The sequence below is a fragment of the Microvirga roseola genome (genome assembly GCF_020866965.1).
GTDB classification, from domain to species: domain Bacteria; phylum Pseudomonadota; class Alphaproteobacteria; order Rhizobiales; family Beijerinckiaceae; genus Microvirga; species Microvirga roseola.
Map to the genome: position 1 here is coordinate 1 of NZ_JAJATX010000002.1, position 20,677 is coordinate 20,677.

At 65.0% G+C, this 20,677-nt stretch carries 21 protein-coding genes; 4 read left to right on the top strand and 17 right to left on the bottom strand.

All coding sequences use genetic code 11. The features are described from left to right. The 7 genes from LG661_RS01410 to LG661_RS01440 all read right to left on the bottom strand — a co-directional run bounded on the left by LG661_RS01410 (position 1) and on the right by LG661_RS01440 (position 10,717). On the bottom strand, positions 1-3,387 hold the full coding sequence (locus tag LG661_RS01410; protein ID WP_230530079.1) for a calcium-binding protein: 3,387 nt from the start codon (positions 3,385-3,387) through the stop codon (positions 1-3). Positions 3,388-3,523: 136 nt separating this feature from the next. Then, complete coding sequence (locus tag LG661_RS01415; RefSeq protein WP_230530080.1) at positions 3,524-4,378, bottom strand: DUF4167 domain-containing protein; 855 nt, start codon at positions 4,376-4,378, stop codon at positions 3,524-3,526. 381 nt (positions 4,379-4,759) lie between these two features. Further along, positions 4,760-5,617 carry a peptide chain release factor N(5)-glutamine methyltransferase gene (gene prmC, locus LG661_RS01420; RefSeq protein WP_230530081.1) on the bottom strand — a complete coding sequence of 286 codons (858 nt, stop codon included), beginning with the start codon at positions 5,615-5,617 and terminating at the stop codon, positions 4,760-4,762. Beyond that, on the bottom strand, positions 5,614-6,039 hold the full coding sequence (fosX, locus tag LG661_RS01425) for a FosX/FosE/FosI family fosfomycin resistance hydrolase (protein ID WP_230530082.1): 426 nt from the start codon (positions 6,037-6,039) through the stop codon (positions 5,614-5,616). The genes prmC and fosX overlap by 4 nt, the downstream gene beginning before the upstream one ends. After that, on the bottom strand, positions 6,036-7,124 hold the full coding sequence (prfA, locus tag LG661_RS01430; RefSeq protein ID WP_230530083.1) for a peptide chain release factor 1: 1,089 nt from the start codon (positions 7,122-7,124) through the stop codon (positions 6,036-6,038). Before prfA ends, fosX begins: the two co-directional genes overlap by 4 nt. Continuing rightward, positions 7,124-9,391 (bottom strand): phosphoenolpyruvate--protein phosphotransferase, encoded by a 2,268-nt coding sequence (gene ptsP / locus LG661_RS01435; RefSeq protein ID WP_230530084.1) that lies wholly within the window; start codon positions 9,389-9,391, stop codon positions 7,124-7,126. The genes prfA and ptsP overlap by 1 nt, the downstream gene beginning before the upstream one ends. 87 nt (positions 9,392-9,478) lie before the next feature. Then, a complete protein-coding gene (locus LG661_RS01440; RefSeq protein WP_230530085.1) occupies positions 9,479-10,717 on the bottom strand; it encodes an aspartate kinase in 1,239 nt (412 codons plus the stop codon). Positions 10,718-10,848: 131 nt separating this feature from the next. On the opposite strand from LG661_RS01440, the gene ubiG reads away from it, so the two are divergent. Then, positions 10,849-11,592 (top strand): bifunctional 2-polyprenyl-6-hydroxyphenol methylase/3-demethylubiquinol 3-O-methyltransferase UbiG, encoded by a 744-nt coding sequence (ubiG, locus tag LG661_RS01445; RefSeq protein ID WP_230530086.1) that lies wholly within the window; start codon positions 10,849-10,851, stop codon positions 11,590-11,592. Here the strand turns inward: ubiG and LG661_RS01450 are convergent. The 7 genes from LG661_RS01450 to LG661_RS01480 all read right to left on the bottom strand — a co-directional run bounded on the left by LG661_RS01450 (position 11,565) and on the right by LG661_RS01480 (position 15,897). Further along, the gene (locus tag LG661_RS01450; RefSeq protein WP_230530087.1) at positions 11,565-12,092 is read right to left on the bottom strand and encodes a metallophosphoesterase family protein; all 528 of its coding nucleotides are present in this window, start codon (positions 12,090-12,092) and stop codon (positions 11,565-11,567) included. The genes ubiG and LG661_RS01450 overlap by 28 nt on opposite strands. Positions 12,093-12,270: 178 nt before the next feature. Continuing rightward, a complete protein-coding gene (locus LG661_RS01455; RefSeq protein ID WP_230530088.1) occupies positions 12,271-12,795 on the bottom strand; it encodes a Spy/CpxP family protein refolding chaperone in 525 nt (174 codons plus the stop codon). 62 nt (positions 12,796-12,857) lie between these two features. Beyond that, positions 12,858-13,439 (bottom strand): Crp/Fnr family transcriptional regulator, encoded by a 582-nt coding sequence (locus LG661_RS01460; protein ID WP_268995420.1) that lies wholly within the window; start codon positions 13,437-13,439, stop codon positions 12,858-12,860. Between the two features lie 8 nt (positions 13,440-13,447). Further along, entirely contained in the window at positions 13,448-13,897 is a 450-nt protein-coding gene (locus LG661_RS01465) for a DUF1178 family protein (protein WP_230530089.1), read from the bottom strand. Between the two features lie 41 nt (positions 13,898-13,938). Further along, positions 13,939-14,805 carry a carbon-nitrogen hydrolase family protein gene (locus tag LG661_RS01470; RefSeq protein WP_230530090.1) on the bottom strand — a complete coding sequence of 289 codons (867 nt, stop codon included), beginning with the start codon at positions 14,803-14,805 and terminating at the stop codon, positions 13,939-13,941. A 15-nt stretch (positions 14,806-14,820) separates the two neighbouring features. Further along, positions 14,821-15,078: a glutaredoxin 3 gene (gene grxC, locus LG661_RS01475; RefSeq protein ID WP_230530091.1), complete on the bottom strand. Its 258-nt coding sequence runs from the start codon at positions 15,076-15,078 to the stop codon at positions 14,821-14,823. 36 nt (positions 15,079-15,114) lie between these two features. Beyond that, positions 15,115-15,897: a ComF family protein gene (locus LG661_RS01480; RefSeq protein WP_230530092.1), complete on the bottom strand. Its 783-nt coding sequence runs from the start codon at positions 15,895-15,897 to the stop codon at positions 15,115-15,117. A gap of 103 nt (positions 15,898-16,000) precedes the next feature. Here LG661_RS01480 and LG661_RS01485 point away from each other — a divergent pair, with 103 nt between their 5' ends. After that, entirely contained in the window at positions 16,001-16,894 is an 894-nt protein-coding gene (locus LG661_RS01485; protein ID WP_230530325.1) for a methyltransferase domain-containing protein, read from the top strand. Between the two features lie 64 nt (positions 16,895-16,958). Next, positions 16,959-17,324 (top strand): DUF427 domain-containing protein, encoded by a 366-nt coding sequence (locus LG661_RS01490; RefSeq protein ID WP_230530093.1) that lies wholly within the window; start codon positions 16,959-16,961, stop codon positions 17,322-17,324. A 3-nt stretch (positions 17,325-17,327) separates the two neighbouring features. On the opposite strand, the gene LG661_RS01495 is transcribed toward LG661_RS01490, so the two are convergent. Next, a complete protein-coding gene (locus tag LG661_RS01495) occupies positions 17,328-18,251 on the bottom strand; it encodes a DMT family transporter (protein WP_230530094.1) in 924 nt (307 codons plus the stop codon). An 8-nt stretch (positions 18,252-18,259) separates the two neighbouring features. Further along, positions 18,260-18,673, bottom strand: a complete 414-nt coding sequence (locus LG661_RS01500) for a (deoxy)nucleoside triphosphate pyrophosphohydrolase (protein ID WP_230530095.1) — start codon at positions 18,671-18,673, stop codon at positions 18,260-18,262. Positions 18,674-18,907: 234 nt separating this feature from the next. Between LG661_RS01500 and LG661_RS01505 the strand changes: the two genes are divergently transcribed. Continuing rightward, positions 18,908-19,285 carry a hypothetical protein gene (locus LG661_RS01505; protein WP_230530096.1) on the top strand — a complete coding sequence of 126 codons (378 nt, stop codon included), beginning with the start codon at positions 18,908-18,910 and terminating at the stop codon, positions 19,283-19,285. 12 nt (positions 19,286-19,297) lie between these two features. Here the strand turns inward: LG661_RS01505 and argJ are convergent, their stop codons facing one another. After that, positions 19,298-20,539: a bifunctional glutamate N-acetyltransferase/amino-acid acetyltransferase ArgJ gene (gene argJ, locus LG661_RS01510; protein WP_230530097.1), complete on the bottom strand. Its 1,242-nt coding sequence runs from the start codon at positions 20,537-20,539 to the stop codon at positions 19,298-19,300. Positions 20,540-20,677: the final 138 nt, after the last annotated feature.

A 20,677-nucleotide genomic window follows, 5' to 3' on the forward strand; every position in this document is an offset into this window, starting at 1 on the left:
TTACCCCAATCCGACCCTCTGCGACATTCTCAAACAGGCACTGAGGTCGATGCGGTTCAGGTCATTGGGATTCGGGTTCCAACCGAAGCCGATAATCCGGTCCGTGCCAAAGCGGCTGCTAAACTCGAAGGTGGTTGGACCTTCGGATCCGTACAGAATGTCGTTCCCTCCACCTCCATTGAGCGTGTCTCTGGAGGAGTAGGAGCCAATGCCATCGAGGACATTGTTCGCGTCGTTCCCCAGAATGTAATTGTTGAGTTCATTGCCAACACCAACCTCGGTGCCTCCGGTCAGGGTTAAGTTCTCGATGCCGTCGTGAAGGAAGAACGTCCGGGTTAGCCCGTTTTGCGGATCGTAGGTGCCAAAATTATATCCCGCACGCAGGGTATCGATCCCCCACGTTTCGATGATGACCTCGTCCGGACTCTCAATGGTATAGACATCGTTGCCGGCCCCTCCGATCAGGGTGTCCGTTCCCCTCATGCCGTTCAGGATGTTATCCCCGCTGTTTCCGATGATGCGGTTGTTCGCGTCATTGCCCGTGCCGTCGATATTCCCGATGCCGGTGAGTTCGAGATTCTCGAAGTTTTCGCGCAGAGTATAGGTGAAGCTCGCCCGGACCGTATCCGTGCCCTGATCGATGTTCTCGGTCAGCCAATCGCTGCTGTCGATGACGTAGACATCATCGCCGAGCCCGCCGCGCAAGTCGTCATTCCCACCCCCGCCGTCGAGGGTGTCGTTGCCGTTCTTCCCTTCCAGGATGTTGCAGCCGGAATTGCCGGTCAGGACGTTGCCGTACCCGTTGTTGTCCGAGGTACCAATGAGGGTCAGGTTCTCGACATGGTCCGGGAGCGTGAAGTTCGCGGCCCCCGACCGGACGAGGTCCGTCCCTTCGTCGGCCATTTCGACCACCACTTCGTCGTCGCGATCAACCGTGTAAGTGTCATCGCCGTCGCCGCCGACAAGGCTATCGCGGCCCGAGTTGCCGAGGGCGACGCTGCCCCTGAGATAATCGTTGCCGTCGCCACCATAGAGGGTGTCGTTCCCCTGTCCCCCGGCCAGGGTATTGTCGAGGCCGTTGCCTGTGCCCTGGAGCCCCGATCCATCCAGTGTCTCAAGGATGAGTTCTTCCACATTCTCCGGAAGCACGTAATCGATCCTGGCGTAAACGCGGTCGCGTCCTGCATTCTCGGCCTCAATCACTACATCGTCGCCGTCGCCCCCATGGATGTGGTAGCTGTCGTCGCCAAGGCCGCCGCGCAGGGTGTCGTTGCCTGCACCGCCGACAAGAACATCGTTTTTGCTGCTGGTCGTGATATCGTTGGCAAGATCGTTGCCATTCGCGATATTGTCCTCGCTGTCATTCTGGATGACGAGATTCTCGATCCGGGCGCCAACGGTATAGTTTCGAAGCGTTGTCCGGACCGTATCGATGTCCTCGTCGCCGCCCTGCTCGTCGATGATGTCGTCGGCATCCCCGTCGATCACGTAGACACCGTTGCCGACGCCGCCGACGAGGGAGTCCCGGCCGGTGCCACCGATGAGCGTATCGTCGCCTAAGCCGCCTTCGAGCGTGTCGTCGCCACCTGCGCCCGAGAGGCTGCTAGCAAGAAACGTGTTCCCGGTGATGCGGTTGTTCTGGGCATTGCCCGTGCCGGCAGTGGCGTCGCGGAGTAACACAAGGTGCTCTACATGGTCGCCGATCGTATAGTCGATGGTGGCCTGGACCGTATCGTGTCCGGCGTCGGCACTTTCCACAATCACATCGTGTCCGTCAGTATCGCCGATGAGGTAGGTGTCGTCATCGTTGCCGCCCGCGAGCGTATCGGCCCCTTCCCCGCCGTTGAGCGTGTCGTTGCCTTCTCCTCCCGCGAGGCTGTTCCCGAGGGCGTTCCCGACGAGCGCGTTGTCGTGGGCATTGCCTGTGCCGACCAAGGCCGCGCCGACGAGCGTCAGGCGCTCAATGTTGTCGCCGAGCACGTGATCAATGGAAGCCTCAACGCTGTCACTTCCACCGTCGAAAGTCTCCAGGATCTCGTCGTTCGCATCATCGATGAGGTAGAGGTCGTCGCCCTCGCCTCCCTGGAGGACATCCGCGCCCTCGCCGCCGTCGAGCGTGTCATTCCCGGCCTCACCCTTGAGGGTATTCGCCCGGGCATTGTCGGCGATGGCGTTGTCGAGGCCGTTGCCGGTGCCTTCGACGGCCGCCCCGGTCAGCACCAGATGTTCCAGGCTTGAACCTAGCGTGTAGTCGATCGCGGCGCGCACTGTATCAGTGCCACCACCCTCTGCTTCAACGACCTGATCACCGGTCTCATCGACGACATAGACGTCGTTGCCGGAGCCGCCGACGAGGATATCGGCGCCGGCACCGCCATCAAGGGTGTTGTGGCCCGCATTGCCGGTGATGCGGTTGATCTGGGCATTGCCGGTGCCGGACAGCGCACGGCCGGTCAGCACGAGGTTCTCTACATAAGCACCCAGCACATGGCTGATCGAGGACCACACAGTATCCGTGCCACTGACCGCTCCCTCGGCCACCACGTCGCCGGCATGGTCGACGAAGTAGACGTCGTTGCCTGAACTGCCCACCATGATGTCCGCACCGGTCCCGCCGAGAAGCGTATCGTTACCGGCCCCGCCGTAGAGCCGGTCATTACCCGCTTGGCCGTTCAGGTAGTTAGCCCGGCCATTGTCTGTGATGGTGTTGCCCAGTGTGTTGCCGACCCCGTTGCTGGCGCTGCCTGTGAGAACCAGCTTCTCGACATGCGATCCCAAGGTGTGGTTGACCGAGGCGCGGACGGTATCGGTGCCCTGACCGGATTTCTCGGTGATCCGGTCCTTGGCGGTGTCGACAATGTAGGTGTCGTGGCCCTTGCCGCCGATGAGCTTGTCGGCGCCTTTCTTGCCGTCGAGGGTGTTGTTCTTGCTGTTGCCGGTAATCGTGTTGCTGAGGCTGTTGCCGGTCCCCTTAAGTTTCGAGCGGCCGGTCAGGGTGAGCTTCTCGACATGGGAGCCCAGGGTCCAACTGACGGAAGCCTTGATCGTGTCCGTGCCTCCCCTGGAACGCTCGATTACCTTGTCGCGCTTGTTGTCCACGACATAGGTGTCGTTGCCGGAGCCGCCCGTCATGCGGTCGCGTCCTTTCCCGGCGTCGAGGAAGTCGCTGCCGCCGAGGCCTGTGAGCGTGTCATTACGGGAGGTGCCGATAAGGCGGTCCGCCCTGGAGGAGCCGGACAGGGTCAGAGCATTGGTGGCCCCGGCTGCCAGACGGGCAGGGGCGACGATGACGCTCGTATTCTCCAAGCTTTGCGAGGTGCCGATGGAGTCCTGCTCCAGGGGCGGTTGGGAGGGAAGCACGATGAAACGCGAGCTTGGTCTGGCCATGGCACACCCGATCGGTAGGGAAGCTTGGCCGTTAACCTATATGCATCGATATTAAGTATAAATTCTTATTCGATTTGGCTTGGACAACAAAAAAGGGAGAGCCAAGCTCTCCCTTTTCCTGTCGCTAACTGCCGTCTTACTCTGCGGCCGGGGTCTCGGCGTTCTCCGGAGTGAAACCGGCATCCTCGCCGGCTCCCTCGACCATATCCTTGCGGGTGCGGCGGCGGCGGCGCGGACGCTCTTCCGCGCTCTCACTGCCGAGATCCGCGGCCGGAGCTGAAACCTGCTCCTCGACGGCCACGGGCGCACGCACCGGGTTCGTCAGGAAGGCGGGCAGGCTGCCCGCATCGGAGGCCTCGGCCTCATCGCGGCGGCGGTCACGCTGGAAGCGCTCGCGGCGCTCCGGACGGTCCCCACGCTCGAAGCGGGCGGGGCGTTCGCCCTCGCTACGGGCCTCGGCAGGCTGGTCGTCGCGCTGGAAATCCTGGCGCGGACCACGATCGCGCTGGAAGCGCTCGCGACGGTCCTGACGGTCTCCGCGCTCCTGCCGATCCCCACGATCCTGGCGGTCACCCCGGTCCTGGCGCTCGCCACGCTCGAAGCGGGCAGGGCGCTCACCCTCGCCGCGGCCCTCGTAAGGCTGCGGCTGGGAGCCGGGATCCAGGTCCTCGCCGTTGCCGAAGGCCGGGCGGTCGCCCTGGAAGCCCTCGTCCTCGCCATCCTCGTCGAAGGGGCGCTGCTGGTAGCCATACTGCTCGCGCAGCTGCTCCTGGGCGGCGGCGATGATGCGGAAATAGTGCTCGGCGTGCTGGAAATAGTTCTCGGCCGCCACCGGGTCGCCACTGGACAGCGCATCGCGGGCCAGCTGGCTGTATTTCTCGGCGATATGCTGAGCCGTGCCGCGGATCTTCACGTCCGGGCCGTTCGACTCGTAGCTCTTCGTCAAGGGATTGGGGCCCTTGCTATTGTTGTTGCGGTTGCGACCGCGCATACGCCTGTTCTGTCCTGGTCTCATCTTTGCTCTACGAGCCTCGCTGGTTCTTCAAGCCCACGCGATATGCAAGCCAAATATTCGCCGAACGGGCTCAGCGCCCACCGTTCGCGTGGCAACCGTCTGTCGTTAAGCCATAGCTTTCAAAGGCTTGGCTGTCCTTCAGTGTCGGGTTCAGGTGATCGCGCCCGGCTGTTCGAAAGCCCCTGCCTGATGCGCGATGGATATCGTTTGGTCTTCCGGCATTCTCCCCCGATGGAAGTCGCCGATTTGTTGAGACCGAGGACGATGTCTGACCCGAATCTAGCGGGTTCCTCCCGGTCCAACAAGCGATATTTCAGCTTTTCTCCCGCCTTAAGACAGAAACAACTGTCGTTCAGGTCACATGCGCCTGAGGGCGATGCATCGGGGATGACCTGATAGATCGTGCGCGAGGTCGAGAATTTCAAGGCTCTCGGCTTCCGCCAGCGCCTTCAGCGCCTCCCCCTGGTCATAGCCGATCTCAAGGGCCATGAGCCCGCCGGAAACAAGGAGCCGCCGGGCTTCCCGGAGCAGGATCCGGTAGGGAGCAAGCCCGTCCGGGCCGCCGTCGAGGGCGAGCAACGGATCGTGCTCCCGCACCTCCCGGTCGAGGGTCGGGATGACATCGGAGGCGATATAGGGCGGGTTCGAGACGATGAGGTCGAAGGGCCCCCTGACGGCCTCAGCCCAGCGGGAGACAGCGAAACGGCTCCGCTCGCCGACCCCGTTGGCATGCGCATTCCGGCGCGCCGTGACAAGGGCTCCAAAGGAGAGGTCGATCCCGAGACCCGTCGCCTGCGGCAGCTCGTGGAGGAGGGCGACCAGGAGGCAGCCGGACCCGGTGCCGAAATCCACGAGCCTCAACGGAGCCTGCCGGTCCGGAAGCAGCTTCAGGGTCGTCTCAACCACGGTTTCCGTGTCCGGCCGGGGCACCAGGGTCTCGGGCGAGAGGGCGAAGGGCAGGCCCCAGAATTCCCGCTCGCCTATGATCCGGGCCACCGGCTCATGGGCTAGGCGGCGGCGTACGAAATCGGCCAGGGTTGCGGCCTGACCGGGTGTCAGAGGCTCGTCGGGGCGGATGACGAGATCCGTTGCGGCGATACCGGTCGCAGAAAGCAGTAGCAGCCGCGCATCGAGCGCGGCTGTCTCGAAGCCTGCCTGCGCAAGGGTCTGGCGGAGGTCCCGCAGCGCTTGCGAGTGGGTCGGAGGTGCGCTCACTCCTTCACGCCTCGTCCGTATCGCGCCAGCCGCTCCTCCAGCGTGCCGGTATGCAGCTCGAACAGGTGGTTATCCTCGTCGTAGAAGTAGAGCGAGTGGCCCTCGCCCTCGACCCGGGGGCGGGACTCGCGCAGTTCCAGGCCGAGCCCCTCGATCCGTGCCCGGTACTCGTCGATGGCCGAAGCGGGGATCTTGAAGGCGATGTGGTTGTAGGTGCGGGTAGGGAGGCTCTCGCCCTCCATCACGGCGATCCAGAGGCCGCCCACGTCAATGAACTTTTCTCGGGAGAGGGAGAAGGTGTCCTCACCCGAAGAGTAGATCTGCCTCCCGTCGAGCACTTGTTCGACGATAGCGCTCATGCGCTCGAGATCGCGGGTGATAAGCGTGATATGGCTTAATCCCTCGATCTTGCCTTCGCTCATGCCGCCTGGTCCTGATCCGCGAGCTGGGCGGCCTGATGCTCGGTCACGAGGGCGTCGATCAGCTCGTCGAGAGCATTGCCGGCGATCACCTCTTCGAGCTTGTAGAGGGTCAGGTTGATCCGGTGGTCCGTCACACGACCTTGCGGGAAGTTGTAGGTGCGGATGCGCTCCGAACGGTCGCCCGAGCCCACCTGCGACTTGCGGTCGGCGGCGCGGGCGGCGTCCTTGGCCGTGCGCTCGGCGTCGTAGAGGCGGGCGCGCAGGAGCGCGAAGGCCCGGGCGCGATTCTTGTGCTGCGAGCGCTCGTCCTGCACGAAGACCACGGTGCCGGTGGGAAGATGCGTGATGCGGATCGCCGACTCGGTCTTGTTGACGTGCTGACCGCCCGCGCCCTGGGCCCGCATGGTCTCGATCTTCAGGTCCGCATCGTTGATGACGATGTCCACGTCTTCCGCCTCGGGCAGCACGGCGACGGTGGCGGCGGAAGTGTGAATGCGCCCCTGGGTCTCCGTATCCGGCACACGCTGGACCCGATGGACGCCGCTCTCGAACTTGAGGCGCGCGAAGACGCTGCGTCCCTTCACTTCGGCCACCACTTCCTTGTAGCCCCCGGCCGTGCCCTCGCTCTCGGAGACGATCTCGACCTTCCAGCCCTTCAGGTCCGCATAGCGGGTGTACATGCGAAGCAGATCGCCGGCGAAAAGCGCCGCCTCGTCGCCGCCCGTACCGGCGCGGATTTCGAGGATTGCGCTCTTCTCGTCCGCCTCGTCCTTGGGCAGCAGCATGATGCGCAAGTTCTGGGCCGCCTTCTCCAGGTCCTCACGGGCCTGGGGCAGCTCGTCCTCTGCGAGCGAGCGCATCTCGGCATCGGTAGAGGGGTCCTCGATCAGAGCCTTGAGCCCCTCCAGGTTCTCCTCCATGGCGCGATAGGCGCGGATCGCCTCCACCACACCGTCGAGCTCGGACAGCTCGCGGGAGAGCGCGACGAAGGTCTCCGGATCGGGACCGGCATTGAGGGTCGCCGTGATGATGTCATGGCGAGCGAGAATGGCGTTCAGACGTTCAGAGGGAGGGGCGAGCGACATCAGACCGGAATACCATGGGTTTCCGCAAAGTGGGCGAGCTTCGGGCGCAGCGTTTCGCCGCCCCCGGCATGATCGAGCTCGTTGCGCAGGAAGGCGCCGATCTGCCCGACCTCGAGGGCGAGCAGCATCGCCTTGACCGGGCCGATGGAGGCCGGGGACATGGAAAGCGAGCGGAAGCCGAGGCCGATCAGGGCCATGGCCTCGAGCGGGCGCCCGCCGATCTCGCCGCAAATAGTCACCTCGCAGTTCGTCTTCACCGCCTGTTCCGCCACGAGGCTCAACGCCCGCAGCATCGGCGCGCTCAGCGGATCGAAGCGGTCCGCCACGCGCCGGTTCTCCCGGTCGACGGCGAAGAGGAACTGCATCAGGTCATTGGAGCCGATGGAGAGGAAATCGGCGCTCTCGCAGATCTCCTTGAGCTGGAAGAGGAGCGAAGGAACCTCCAGCATCACGCCCAGCTTCAGATCGGAGGGCAGCCGATGGCCATGGTGGGAGAGATGGTTCTTCTCCCGCTCCACGAACTGCTTGGCGCGCTCGAACTCGTCGCAGGTCGCCACCATCGGGAACATGATTTTCAGGGGGCGGTCGCCGGCGGCCCTGAGCAATGCGCGGATTTGCGCCCTGAGCAGCCCCGGCCGGTCGAGGCCGATGCGGATGGCGCGCCATCCGAGGGCTGGGTTCTCCTCCTCGACGGACTGCATGTAGGGGAGGATCTTGTCGCCGCCGATATCGAGGGTGCGGAAGGTCACGGGCCGGTCGCCGGCCTCTGCGAAGACAGCGCTGTAGAGCGCCTGCTGCTCGGAGGCGGAAGGCATCCGTTCCGCGATCATGAACTGCAATTCGGTGCGGAAGAGGCCGACGCCGGCAGCTCCCGTTTCGGCCAGATGCGGCAGATCGACCAGAAGACCCGCATTGAGCTGGAGCGTGATCGGAACCCCGTCCTTGGTGACGGAGGGCACGTCGCGGAGCTTGAGATACTGCTCCTGGCGCTTGGCGCGAAGCCGCGCCTTCTCCGCATAGGCCGCCTCGACGTCGGAACTGGGGCGAATCTGCACCTCGCCGGCCGCGCCGTCGACGATAATCGCGTCGCCCGGTTCCGTCAGGGAGGTGGCGTTCGCCACCTCACCGACGGCGGGAATGCCGAGGGCTCGCGCCACGATGGCGATGTGGCTCGTCGGTCCGCCCTCCTCGAGCACGAGGCCGCGCAGGCGGGAGCGGTCATAGTCCAGGAGAGCCGCAGGGCCCATGGAGCGGGCCACGATGATGGCGTTGTCCGGCAGGGAGCCGCGCTCGTCCGCCATGTTCCGCCCGACAAGGCGATAGAGCAGGCGATTGGCGAGATCGTCGAGGTCGTGCAGGCGCTCACGCAGATAGGGATCGGTCTGGCGCAGCATGCGGGCGCGGTTGTCGGACTGAACGCGCTCCACGGCTGCTTCCGCCGTCAGGCCCGATGTCACCGCCTCGCGCATGCGCCGCAGCCAGCCTTGATCGTGGGCGAACATGCGGAAGGTCTCCAGGACCTCCCGGTGCTCGCCGTGATGGGCCACATCGCCGCGCTCGATCAGTTCGTCGATGGAGGCGCGAACCTCGGCGATGGCCGCTTCCAGGCGCTGCAGCTCCGCATCGATGTTCTCGGCGATGAGGTTCTTGACCACCACGCGCGGTTCATGGAGCACCACGTGGCCGAGGCCCACGCCATCGGCGAGTGCAATGCCCTTCTGATAGACCGGGCGGCGCAGCGCGATGCCGGTCTCCACCGGCGCCAGGGCCTGCAATTCGCCCGTGGCGAGCATCTCGGCCAGGACCATCGACGTGGTCTGGAGCGCCTCGATCTCCTCTTCCGTATAGACCCGGTAGGTGCGGTTCTGGACGACGAGGACGCCCAGCGTATTGCCGGCCCTGAGCAGCGGCACGCCGAGGAAGGCGTGGTAGATCTCTTCGCCCGTTTCCGGCTTGTAGGAGAAGGCCGGGTGGGTTTGGGCGTCCGACAGGGCCAGGGGCTCCGCCGTCGAGGCGATCAGGCCCACGAGGCCCTCGCCTGCGCGCATGGTGGTGAGGTGGACGGCTTCCCGGTTCAGGCCCTCGGTCGCGAACAGCTCCAGCACCCCGTCGCCGCGCATCACGTAGACGGAGCACACCTCCGCCACCATGTTGGCAGCGATGAGGATCACGATCTTATCGAGGCGGTCCTGCGCTCCGACCGGCTCCGCCATGATCTCGCGGAGGCGGCGCAGCAGAAGGCGCGGACCGCCGGGAGCGCTAGGCATGAGCTTTACAGTTCCCGTCCTTCTCGGGCCGACGGGCGAACCGGCGGCGTTACTTCAAGTCTCGCAGCCTCACTGACAGATCGTCAATCAGGCCTTATCAAGGCCGTATAGCGAGTGGAGCGTGCGAACTGCAAGCTCCGTATAGGCCGAGTCGATGAGCACTGAGAATTTAATCTCAGAGGTGGTGATCGCGCGAATGTTGATGCCTTTGTCGGCCAGAGCCTTGAAGGCCTTGGCCGCGACGCCCGCGTGGCTGCGCATGCCGACGCCGATGGCGGAGACCTTCACCACGTCGGTGGCCCCCTGGAGGTCCTGGAACTGGATCTCGTCCTTGTGGGCGTTGAGCACGGCGCAGGCGCGCTCGTAGTCGGCTGCGGGGACCGTAAAGGTCAGGTCCGTGGTGGCGGCATTGTCGGACACGACCTGGATGATCATGTCCACGTTCACGTTGGCCTCGGCCAGGGGCACGAAGATCGACGCGGCGATGCCCGGCTTATCCGCAATGTCACGCAGCGTAATCTGAGCCTCGTCGCGGGAATAGGCGATGCCCGTGACAACCTGCTGTTCCATGATGTCTTCCTCGTCGCAGATGAGGGTGCCGAGCTTGGGATCGGCTGGATCGTCGAAGCTGGAGCGCACGTAGGTGGGCACCCGGTACATCATGGCGAGCTCGACCGAGCGCACCTGGAGCACCTTGGCGCCCAGCGAGGCCATTTCCAGCATTTCCTCGTAGGAGACCCTATCCAGTCGCTGCGCCTTGGGCACGATGCGCGGATCGGTGGTATAGACGCCGTCCACGTCCGTGTAGATGTCGCAGCGTTCCGCCTGGATGGCGGCGGCGAGCGCCACGGCGCTCGTATCGGAGCCGCCGCGCCCCAGGGTCGTGACGCGCTGGGTGGGCTGGTGGATGCCCTGGAAGCCGGAGACGACCGCCACTTCCTTGTTGTCCGTGAAGCCCTTCATGATCCCGGTGCCGTCAATGGCGGCGATTCGCGCCGCACCGTGGGCTTCCGAGGTCATGATCGGAATCTGCCATCCCTGCCAGGAGCGGGCCTTGAGTCCCATTTCCTGCAGAGCGATGGCGAGAAGGCCCGACGTCACCTGCTCGCCGGAGGCGACGACCACGTCGTATTCCTTGGAATCGTAGAGGGCGGAGGCCTCCTTGACCCAGCCGACGAGCTCGTTCGTCTTGCCGGCCATGGCGGAGACCACCACGGCCACGTCATAGCCGGCCTCGACCTCGCGTTTGACGTGCCGCGCCACATTGCGGATGCGTTCTACCGTGGCGACGGACGTACCGCCGAACTTCATGACGAGACGGGGCATGGGCGAAGAAGGCCGTTAAGGGTCAGGGAAATTTTTGCCCTTCGCCGTGCGAAAGGCGCGTATACATGACGGTAGGGCCTCGCGCTGTCAACGCGCGGAAATCATTTCTTCGTCTAAGGAATCAGGAACCCATGACCGACGGCGCATCCACGACCATCGACCCGGCCGAGGTCGCCCGATTCGAAAAGATCGCGGACACCTGGTGGGACCCGAAGGGCCCCATGAAGGTCCTGCACAAGTTCAATCCCGTTCGCCTCGCCTACATCCGGGACGAGGCCTGCCGCCGCTTCGGGCGCGACCCGCGCTCGGCCCGCTCCCTCGAAGGCTTGAGCATCCTGGATGTCGGCTGCGGCGGCGGCGTGCTCTCGGAACCGCTGGCCCGGCTCGGCGCCAGGGTCACGGGGCTGGATCCGGCTCCCACCAACATCTCGGTCGCAAAGCTCCATGCGGAACGGGCGGGCGTGGCCGTCGATTACCGGAACGAGACGGTCGAGGCCGTGGTCGCACGGGGCGAAACCTTCGACATCGTGCTCGCCATGGAGGTGGTGGAGCATGTGGCCGACGTGCAGGCCTTCGTGAGCACCTGTGTCAAGGCCGTGAAGCCGGGCGGAACTCTCGTCATGGCCACCATCAACCGGACCCTGCGCTCCTTCGCCTTCGCCATCGTGGGGGCGGAGTACGTCCTCGGCTGGCTGCCGAAAGGCACCCATGAATGGGAAAAGTTCATGACGCCGGAGGAGCTGACCTCCGCCATCGAGGCGACAGGGTTCGCCGTCGACAATCTTGAGGGCGTGGCCTACAACCCCTTGAGGGACGAATGGTCCCTCTCCGAGGACACGGCCGTCAATTACATGCTGCGGGCCTCGCGAGGCTGACGCCGCCGCTTCGTGCCCAGGATCGTTTCAAGGGTGATGGGCCGGTAATCCCAGGCGTCGACGCCCACATCATATTGCCGCGTCTGGGGCTTCAGCTTGCCGTGGCTGTGGCCGTGGAGGTCGATCCAGCCGCGGCCCATGTTCTTCCAGGTGCGAAAGGCATAGTGGCACATGACGACGGCATGCCCGTCGACGCTCAGTTCCGCATAGGCCTGCACGCTTTCCCAGCCCCTCGCGGCCAGGGTTGCCGGTCCGTCGTTGTTGCCGGTGATCAGGTGCTTGCGGCCGTTGAGCTGTCCCAGAAGCTCGTCGATGCGCTCCGGGCGAACATGCAGGGCGAAATCGCCCAGGTGCCAGACCTCGTCGTTCGCCGAGACGGTCTCGTTCCAGTTGGCGATCAGCGCCTCGTCGTGTTCGGGAATGGTGCTGAACGGACGTTTATCGATCCGCAGCACCCTGGCATCGCCGAAATGGGTGTCGCTGGTGAAAAAGACTGCCATGAATAATCCAACACAGCTTGAAGGCTGCGTCGAAACGGGTTCGCCGCGCACCGGTTCCTGCCTAGAGCATCGTGCGGAAAAGTGGACCCGGTTTTCCGCACACCAACGATGCTCTCATCATAAGAGAAAGCATCGGATGGGATCCCAAAAGTGCAAATCCACTTTTGGGTCCGATGCTTTAGCGGGCACGATACCCGCGAAGCGCATTATAGGTCTCAACCTGCTCTGGAGCGAGAATATTCCTAGTTGAGAGGTGGTATTTGAGGTGGGCGCCCCTTAGCCTCGCTTGGGTTTCGCCGATCCTGGCAGTGGCTTCATCGAGGGCGCTTTCGGTCACTGTCTTGCTTGCAAAGAGCCGGTCCAGATCCTGCTCCTGCTCGATCAGGCGCAGCCCAATCGCGACTGTTTCCGCCTTCATCTCGGCATGAAGCCCCTCCATGCGGTTCCTCTGGGCGGCCGAAAGGTCGAGCGCATCGGCATGTTCGATCACATGAAGGGGGCCGGGGTAGCCGTTCAGCTCGGCCGCAAGCGCAAGGCCCATGCCGCGGCCGTTCCTCAAATCGGCGATCTGCTGTTCTGACAGGGCCTTGATCGAGCGCTGCGAGATTTCCGCATAAGGAGAGTGACCCCCCGGATGGTGTTGGGCGAGGGCGGTCCCGCCGAGCAATAGAGCGACGAGCGTGACTGGAACGAATGTGCGCATGGGAGATCCTTTCACCGGAGGCCCCTTTTATGTCCGCCTTTCTCGCGAACGTATGATTGCGATCATAAACCGCGCGGCTTCAGCAGGCGGATGGTCGAGTGCGTACGTTCGATGATGCGCTCTCGTTCCAGTCCGGCCAAGACGCGGTAGATCGCTTCGCGGCTCAGACCCAACTCGAAGGCGAGATCCTGAATCCGGGGCGGGAGGCGGACCGATCCGTCCGCCTCGGCGCGGGACTCGAGCAGCAACAGGAGCCTGTCGCGGGCCGAGCGCACACTGCGGAGTTCGAGCTGATGGCGCAGGTTCTGGAGCTGTCGCGCCATTCCGGCGAGAAGGGATGTGGCGCCGGTCGGGTTCTGCCGGACCGCCTCTAGAACCGCTCCCTTGGAGTAGCAGCGCACAAGGGAGTCTTCGATGGCGATGGCATCGCAATGATAGATGTCCGAGAACAGCGACGCCTCAGCGATGAACTGGCCCGTCCGGGACGTATGAAGGACCACCTTGCGTCCGTCATAGGTAGACCGTTCCAATCGAATTGCCCCGCTTTCGATCCGAAACATGCCCGCCGTGAGGTCGCCTTGTCGAAAAAGAGCCTCGCCAGAGGCAAGCGTTCGGGTCTGTGGGGCCACATCCTCCGTGAGCATGGAGGTGACTAATTCCGGTCGTCCGGAATGACCGGCAGGGGAAGCACGTCGATGCCTTCTTCCAGAAGCGCCCGCGCCTCGGCCAGATCGGCCTCGCCGTAGATCGAGCGCTCCTCCGCCTCGCCGTAATGCATCTTGCGCGCTTCCTCGACGAAGCCCTTGCCGACGTTCTCGGAGTTCTTCATCACGTGCTCCCGAAGCGCCCTCAGGGCCGCGCGGATTTCCCGCTCCCTGTCGGAGAGAACCACAACGGGTTGGCTCTCCGGCAGGCGGGCGGGCGCGGAATCCTTGTCCTTGCGAGCGATGGAGGGCGCCATGATCTGCTTCTCGACCTTGGCCGAGTTGCAGTATGGGCAGGTTACAAAGCCGCGCTTGCGCTGCGTCTCGAACGCATCGCTCGACGGAAACCAGCTCTCGAACTCGTGGGCCTGCTCGCAGGCCAAAGCGTACTTGATCATGTCCTTACGGGGTCAGGGTTCTGCACCTTTTTGCCGGGATTTCAAGCCGATGAGGCCTGCCGCAGGGGCTGAGGCGCCGACACGGTCTCGACCTTGAAGGGCCTTGCATTCTTCAGGGTGGGAATGCGGCTGCGGGCATCGGTCACGAGGGCCGGATCGATCTCGGCCAGAAAAACGCCAGGCTCCGTGCCGCCCTCGGCCAGGACCCGGCCCCAGGGATCGATGATGACCGAATGGCCGAAGGTCTCGCGCCCGTCCTCATGCAGGCCCCCCTGGGCGGCCGAGATCATGAAGGAACCGGTCTCGATGGCCCGGGCCCGGTGAAGCACATGCCAATGGGCCTCGCCCGTCTGCTTCGTGAAGGCCGCAGGGGCCGAAAGGAACGAGGCGCCGTTCTCGGCCAACGCCCTGAAGAGGGCGGCAAAGCGCACATCGTAGCAGATGGTGATGCCGAGCAGGCCCCACGGCGTCTCGGCGAGGACCGCCCTCTCGCCGCCGGTATAGCTGGCGGATTCCCGCCAGCTTTCGCCGTTGGGCAGATCGACATCGTAAAGGTGGATCTTATCGTAGGATGTGACGATCTCGCCATCGGCCCCGATCAGGAAGGCGCGGTTCGCAATCTTGTCCCCGTCCTTCACGGCGATGGAGCCGATCTGGACCACGATGCCGCGTTCGCGCGCCACCTCACGCAGGGAGGCGAGCACCGGGTCCTGGCCCTCCGGCCCGACCTTGTCGAACAGTTCGGCTCGCTCCCGGCACACCAGCGAGGTCATCTCCGGCGTCTGGGCGAAATGTGCGCCCTGGGTCGCAGCCTGGCGAACGAGGGCCACCGCGTCGTCGCGGTTTCTCAGCACGTCGCGCCCGGAGCGCATCTGGATGCAGGCGGCGGTAAAGCGGGTCGGGGTCATGGGGATCTATCTCCGTCAGGCCTGCAATAAGGGCTCAAGCTGGCCCCTGTCATCAAGGGCGTAAAGGTCGTCGCAGCCGCCTACATGCTTCTCGCCGATGAAGATCTGCGGCACGGAGGTGCGCCCATTGGCCTTCTGGATCATCTCGGCGCGGGCTTCGGGCTTGGCCTCGATGTCGATCTCGATGAAGGCCGCGCCTTTCTCGTCGAGCAGCTTCTTGGCAGCGGAGCAATAGGGGCACCAGCTTTTCGTATAAATCGTGATGGGCGGCATCGGGTCATCTCCTGAGAGACCAGGATATAGGAAGCTTTACGCCTCTGTCACAACTCTCGCGAAGGCGAGAACGTCGACCGAAGCCGCACCGCCTCTCAAAAGGGCCCGCGACGCCGCATTCGCCGTCGATCCGGTGGTCAGCACGTCGTCGATGAGGAGAACGCGCCTGCCCGCAAGCCGCGCCTTGGCGTCCTGGGGCACCCGGAAGGCGCCCTGCAGGTTCTCCTGCCGCTGAGCCTTGGTGAGGCCGACCTGGCGGCGGGTGGACTTCACGCGGGCGAGGAGGAAGGGATCGCAGGGAATCCCGCTTTCCAGCGAGACGACCTGGCTCAAGGCCATGGCCTGATTGAACCTGCGTCGCCAGAGCCGCCAGCGGTGGAGGGGCACGGGGACGATCACGTCGGCCTCCCGGAGGAGCTCCGTTCCGGCACGGGTCATCATGGTCCCCATGGCCCGGGCGAGCTCCAACCGGTCGGCGTATTTGAGCCGGTGGACCAGGAGGCTCGCCGTCCCGTCGTATTCGGCGACCGCCCGGGCGCGGCCGAAGACCGGCTGCTCGGCAATGGCCTGCGGCGAGAGGAGAGGGGCGCCGGTATCATAGGCCAGGGGCGTTCCCAGCCTCTCACAGAAGGGCCGCTCGATGAAGCGGATGCCGGACCAGCAGGCGGCGCAAAGCCCATGCGGCTCGCCGGTCGCGGCCTGGCAGGCGATGCAGGAGGGCGGATAGACGATTCCGAGCGCCCAGCGGCCTGCCTCCCGCACTCCTCGAAGGAGGCGGGCGCTCAGACTCGTCGGCAAGGCCTCGACGGGATCGCTCATGGAGCCAAGCTTAACGGATCGGCGATCTCCTGTGCATCTCTCCGGCCGGAGGGGCAGATTGGCCCTTGGTTTGGTGCGCGGCTCACGCCATATCGAGCGCCTGATGAATACGCCCCTCGTCTTCGACCGCTCCCTCCTTCGCCGCCGCCTGTCCCGGGCGCTCAGCCAGGGCTATGCCGACTTTCTCCTCACCCGTGTGGTGGAGGATCTGGAGGAGCGCCTCTCCACGGTGGTGCGGTCCTTTCCGCTGGCACTCGATGTCGGAACGCCCACCGCCGCCGCCGTCGAGGCCCTGCGCCGGAGCGGGCGAGCCGAGGAGGTGGTCCGCCTGTCGCCGGTTCCGGAGCCGGGGAACATCATGGGCGATGAGGAGCGCCTGCCTTTCGCGGGCGGGCAATTCGACCTCGCGATCTCCGTTCTCGCGCTCCAGGGGGTGAACGACCTTCCCGGCGCGCTCGTCCAGATCCGCCGCGCCCTGAAGCCCGACGGGCTGTTCATCGCGGCTCTGCTCGGCGGTGCGACCCTCACCGAGCTGCGCCAGTCCTTCACCCAGGCCGAGGCGGAGCTTGAGGGCGGGGTGAGCCCGCGTGTCGCGCCCTTCGCGGACCTGCGCGACATCGGCGGCCTGCTCCAGCGGGCGGGCTTCGCCCTGCCGGTGACGGATTCGGAGGCCTTGAGGGTGCGCTACGCCACGCCCTTTGCCCTGATGCAGGACCTGCGCCGGATGGGCCTGACCAATGCCCTCAACGACCGCCGCAAAGCCCCCTTGAGACGCGCGACGCTGATGCGGGCAGCCGAAATCTATGCCGAGCGCTTCGCCGATCCGGACGGGCGCATCCCGGCGACCTTCGAGATCGTCTGGCTCTCCGGCTGGACCCCCCATGAAAGCCAGCAGAAGCCCCTGCGCCCTGGTTCGGCCAAGATGCGCCTGGCGGATGCGCTTGGCGTGAAGGAAGGGGAGACGCCGCCCAGTCCCGAGGACGGCCAATCTTCCTGAATTCCTCTTGGGCCGGACGCCGCCTGCTCTATCTCCTCGGTGAGATCTCTGGAGGCGACGTCACATGAAAGAGCCGGGCTCCGATCACCCGATCACCATCACCCAGAACCCGCACCGCATCCGGGTCATGCTCGGCGGCTTCATCGTTGCGGAGACGACTGAGGCCCTGACGCTTCAGGAGGCCTCGCTGCCGCCCGTGCAGTACATTCCCCGCAAGGATGTGCGCATGGACCTCCTCGATCCGACGGATCACCGGACCCATTGTCCCTACAAGGGGGACGCCTCCTACTTCACCGTCAACGGAGGTGGGCTCGTCCGGGAGAATGCGGCCTGGAGCTATGAGCGGCCCTATCCGGCCATGGCGCGGATCGCGGAGTACCTGGCCTTCTACCCCGAGAGGGTCGACGCCATCGAAGAGTTCACGGACTGACTCTCAGCCCCGCCGGAGCCTTCCCGTAAACGAGACCAGCGCCACGCCGGCCAGCACCACCGCGCCGCCGAGGATCTCGCGGCCGCCGATGTGCTCGCCCAGGAAGAGCACCGCCAGGAGGGTCGCCCAGATCGGCGCGAGATAGCCGACCATGGAGGCCCGCGTCGGGCCCGCCCGGCGGATCAGATGCATGAAGAGCAGGATCGGCAGGGCGGTGGACATCACGCCGAGGGCGAGCAGCGGCGCGATGTTCTCGGGCACCGGCGCGAAGGCCGAGGGGCCGGCGAGCGTCAGGGCGAGGATGGTCGCAGGAATCCCCGAGCAGATCTGCTGGCCGAGCGCCAGCCGCGCCGGGTCCGCTTGCTTGATCGTGCGGACATAGAGATTGGCCGAGGCGTAGCTGCAGGCGACCGCCACCATGGCGATCATGCCTGTGGTGCTGATCTCGCTGTCAGGGAAGGCAGCGGGCCCGATGAGGATGGCCATGCCGGTCAGGCCGACGAGCACGCCGAGAAAGCGCCGCGGGATCAGCCGCTCGTCCGCGAACAGGAGATGCGCCGTGACCGCGACGATGAGCGGGGACGAGGCCTGGATCATGGCGGCGGGAGCGGTGGCGATCTGGGTCAGCGCATAGGCGAGCAGCACGTTGGGAAGCCAGCCGTTGAACGCCCCCAGGAAAAGCCAGTGCCGCCACTCGCCGCCCTGCGGAAGGATGCTGCCGCGCTGGAGCAGGAACCAGGCGGCGAGGCTGGCCGCGCCGATCAGACCGCGCATGGCGGCGAGAACGAAAGGGCTCAGGTTCCCGGATAGCTTGATGAGCGGAAACGCGCTCGCCCAGAGGAACGAGCAGATGAGAAGGCTGGAAAGTACGAAGCCTGGGGTGGGAGCCCGCGGGGAGGCTGCGGCCCCTGTCGTCGCAGCTGTCATGATCGGATTCAGGGGCCGAGGAGATCGACGAGGAAGGGGATCAGCGGCTCGTCGGCAGGCGGCATCGGATAGGCGCGCAGTTCCTGCGGTTTCACCCATGTCAGGGCCTGCCCCTCGAGAGACTGCACGAAACCCTCCCAGCGGCGGCAGACATAAAGCGGCATGAGCAGATGGAAGCTCTCATAGGCGTGGCTCGCGAAGGTCAGGGGAGCGAGGCAGGGTTCCTTGACCGTAATGCCGAGCTCCTCGCGCAATTCGCGGATCAGCGTCTCCTCCGGCCTCTCGCCGGGCTCGGCCTTGCCGCCCGGAAACTCCCACAGGCCCGCCAGCTGCTTTCCTTCCGGGCGCTGGGCCAGGAGAATGCGGTTGTCGGGATCGACCAGGGCCACGGCGACAACGAGAGTGAGCTTGAGAGGGGGCAAGGGGCTAAATCCATGAATGGGCGTCGGTTCTGACGCGAAGCCCTATAGATGCCTTTGGACCCGGCGCGAAGCCATTGGTTCGACCTTCCCCGTCAAGCAGCCTTCGGAAGGCGGAACGGACACTCGTGCCATGGCGCACATGGCGGAGCGCCGGGAGGTTGCAGGAGCTACAACTTACGTTAGCTTCAGCGGCGCAACTATGTTTCGAGTCGTGTAATCCTGCAGGAGCGTATCATGAGAATCAACAAGCTGATGGTTCTGGCCGGTGCCGCCGGCCTGTCATTGACCGCATTCGGGGCCCAGGCCAGTGACTGCAACGTCGCTCCCATGAACTTCAACTCGCATGTGGCGAATATCGACGGCGTGATGACCGTGAAGGCAGGCAAGGGCTGCGGCTTCGGCCTCGATGGCATCCAGGGAGCGATTACCGAGGCGGTCATCGTCCAAAAGCCGAAGGCCGGGGTGGTGGGCGTTCGCGGCCTCATGCCCTACTACATTGCCAGGCCAGGCTATCGCGGGCCGGACGAGTTCACCTATGCCATCATCGGTACCGACCAGTATGGCGGCCCGATGCGGGTGACCACGAAGATGAAGGTGACCGTCGTTCCCTGACCCGTCTTCGGATCAGCTCCGGTAATCCCCATTGATCTCGACATAGGCCTTGGTGAGATCGCAGGTCCAGGCCGTGGCCTCGCCGCGCCCCAGTCCCAGATCTACGCGGACGGTGATCTCGTCGCCCTTCATGTAGGCCGAGGTTTTGGACTCATCGTAGTCGGGGTCCCGCGCGCCCTTCACCGCGACGCGGATGTCGCCGAACCAGATGGCGAGCTTGTCGCGCTCGGCCGGCTCGCCGGCCTTGCCGACAGCCATGACCACGCGGCCCCAGTTGGCGTCCTCGCCGGCAATCGCCGTCTTCACTAGCGGCGAATTGGCGATCGCCATGGCGATGCGCTTGGCGGAGGTGGCGCCCGTGGCGCCGGTCACCCTCACGGTCACGAACTTGCGCGCGCCCTCGCCGTCGCGGGCGACCTGCTGGGCGAGGTCGCAGAGCAGGTTTTCAAGCGCGGCGCGGAATTCCTTCAGGCGGCGGTCGCTCGGCAGCGAGATCGCCGGCGCGCCGCGGCTCGCCGCCGCGCCCGTCGCGAAGAAGAGAAGCGTGTCTGAGGTGGAGGTGTCGCTGTCCACCGTCACGCAGTTGAAGCTCTTGTCGGCGCCCTTCTTCAGCAGGGTCTGAAGCACGGGGGCGGCAATCGGCGCGTCCGTGAAGATGAAGGAGAGCATGGTCGCCATGTCGGGGGCGATCATGCCTGCGCCCTTGGCGATGCCGTTGATCGTCACCTCGACCCCGCCGATGGTGGCGGTGCGGGTCGCCACCTTCGGGAAGGTGTCGGTGGTCATGATGGCCTTGGCCGCATCGAGCCAGGCGGTGGACTTTGCTTTCTTCTCGCAGGACTGGAGAACGCCTTCGAACTTCGTGGCATCGAGCGGCTCCCCGATGACGCCGGTCGAGGCGATGAACACCTGCGAGGCGCGGCAGCCCGCCGCCTCCGCGGCGAGGTCCGCGGTCAGCTTCACGGCCTCGGCGCCCTTCTTGCCGGTGAAGGCATTGGCGTTGCCCGAATTTACCACCAGAGCCCGAGCCGCGCCCTTTGCGAGATTCTTGCGGCACCAGTCGACCGGGGCCGAAGGGCATTTTGAGCGTGTGAAGACGCCCGCCACAGTCGTGTCCTTCGCCAGCGCCACATAGAGAACGTCTGTGCGGTTCTTATAGCGGATGCCCGCCTCCGCCGTCGCGATCCTCACGCCTTCGATGGCGGGAAGCGCCGGATAGGACTTGGGCGCGAGCGGGGACACGGTCTTGGACATGCGGATACTCGAAAGAGCGGGTGAAGATGCCGTTGGGAACCGCGACCTGCGGTTCTTTAAGGCTTCTTGTCAAGGGGAAGCTTTGCTGGAGGCCGGCTCCGACAGGCGGAACGAGGGTCCGTCCCGTACCGTTGACCC

Excerpts from the sequence above, each read along its gene's own strand:
- LG661_RS01410 (WP_230530079.1), bottom strand. The coding sequence starts at position 3,387 with ATGGCCAGACCAAGCTCGCGTTTCATCGTGCTTCCCTCCCAACCGCCC.
- LG661_RS01415 (WP_230530080.1), bottom strand. The coding sequence starts at position 4,378 with ATGCGCGGTCGCAACCGCAACAACAATAGCAAGGGCCCCAATCCCTTG.
- fosX (WP_230530082.1), bottom strand. The coding sequence starts at position 6,039 with ATGAGCGAAGGCAAGATCGAGGGATTAAGCCATATCACGCTTATCACC.
- prfA (WP_230530083.1), bottom strand. The coding sequence starts at position 7,124 with ATGTCGCTCGCCCCTCCCTCTGAACGTCTGAACGCCATTCTCGCTCGC.
- ptsP (WP_230530084.1), bottom strand. The coding sequence starts at position 9,391 with ATGCCTAGCGCTCCCGGCGGTCCGCGCCTTCTGCTGCGCCGCCTCCGC.
- LG661_RS01440 (WP_230530085.1), bottom strand. The coding sequence starts at position 10,717 with ATGCCCCGTCTCGTCATGAAGTTCGGCGGTACGTCCGTCGCCACGGTA.
- ubiG (WP_230530086.1), top strand. The coding sequence starts at position 10,849 with ATGACCGACGGCGCATCCACGACCATCGACCCGGCCGAGGTCGCCCGA.
- LG661_RS01450 (WP_230530087.1), bottom strand. The coding sequence starts at position 12,092 with ATGGCAGTCTTTTTCACCAGCGACACCCATTTCGGCGATGCCAGGGTG.
- LG661_RS01455 (WP_230530088.1), bottom strand. The coding sequence starts at position 12,795 with ATGCGCACATTCGTTCCAGTCACGCTCGTCGCTCTATTGCTCGGCGGG.
- LG661_RS01460 (WP_268995420.1), bottom strand. The coding sequence starts at position 13,439 with ATGCTCACGGAGGATGTGGCCCCACAGACCCGAACGCTTGCCTCTGGC.
- LG661_RS01465 (WP_230530089.1), bottom strand. The coding sequence starts at position 13,897 with ATGATCAAGTACGCTTTGGCCTGCGAGCAGGCCCACGAGTTCGAGAGC.
- LG661_RS01470 (WP_230530090.1), bottom strand. The coding sequence starts at position 14,805 with ATGACCCCGACCCGCTTTACCGCCGCCTGCATCCAGATGCGCTCCGGG.
- grxC (WP_230530091.1), bottom strand. The coding sequence starts at position 15,078 with ATGCCGCCCATCACGATTTATACGAAAAGCTGGTGCCCCTATTGCTCC.
- LG661_RS01480 (WP_230530092.1), bottom strand. The coding sequence starts at position 15,897 with ATGAGCGATCCCGTCGAGGCCTTGCCGACGAGTCTGAGCGCCCGCCTC.
- LG661_RS01485 (WP_230530325.1), top strand. The coding sequence starts at position 16,001 with ATGAATACGCCCCTCGTCTTCGACCGCTCCCTCCTTCGCCGCCGCCTG.
- LG661_RS01490 (WP_230530093.1), top strand. The coding sequence starts at position 16,959 with ATGAAAGAGCCGGGCTCCGATCACCCGATCACCATCACCCAGAACCCG.
- LG661_RS01495 (WP_230530094.1), bottom strand. The coding sequence starts at position 18,251 with ATGACAGCTGCGACGACAGGGGCCGCAGCCTCCCCGCGGGCTCCCACC.
- LG661_RS01505 (WP_230530096.1), top strand. The coding sequence starts at position 18,908 with ATGAGAATCAACAAGCTGATGGTTCTGGCCGGTGCCGCCGGCCTGTCA.
- argJ (WP_230530097.1), bottom strand. The coding sequence starts at position 20,539 with ATGTCCAAGACCGTGTCCCCGCTCGCGCCCAAGTCCTATCCGGCGCTT.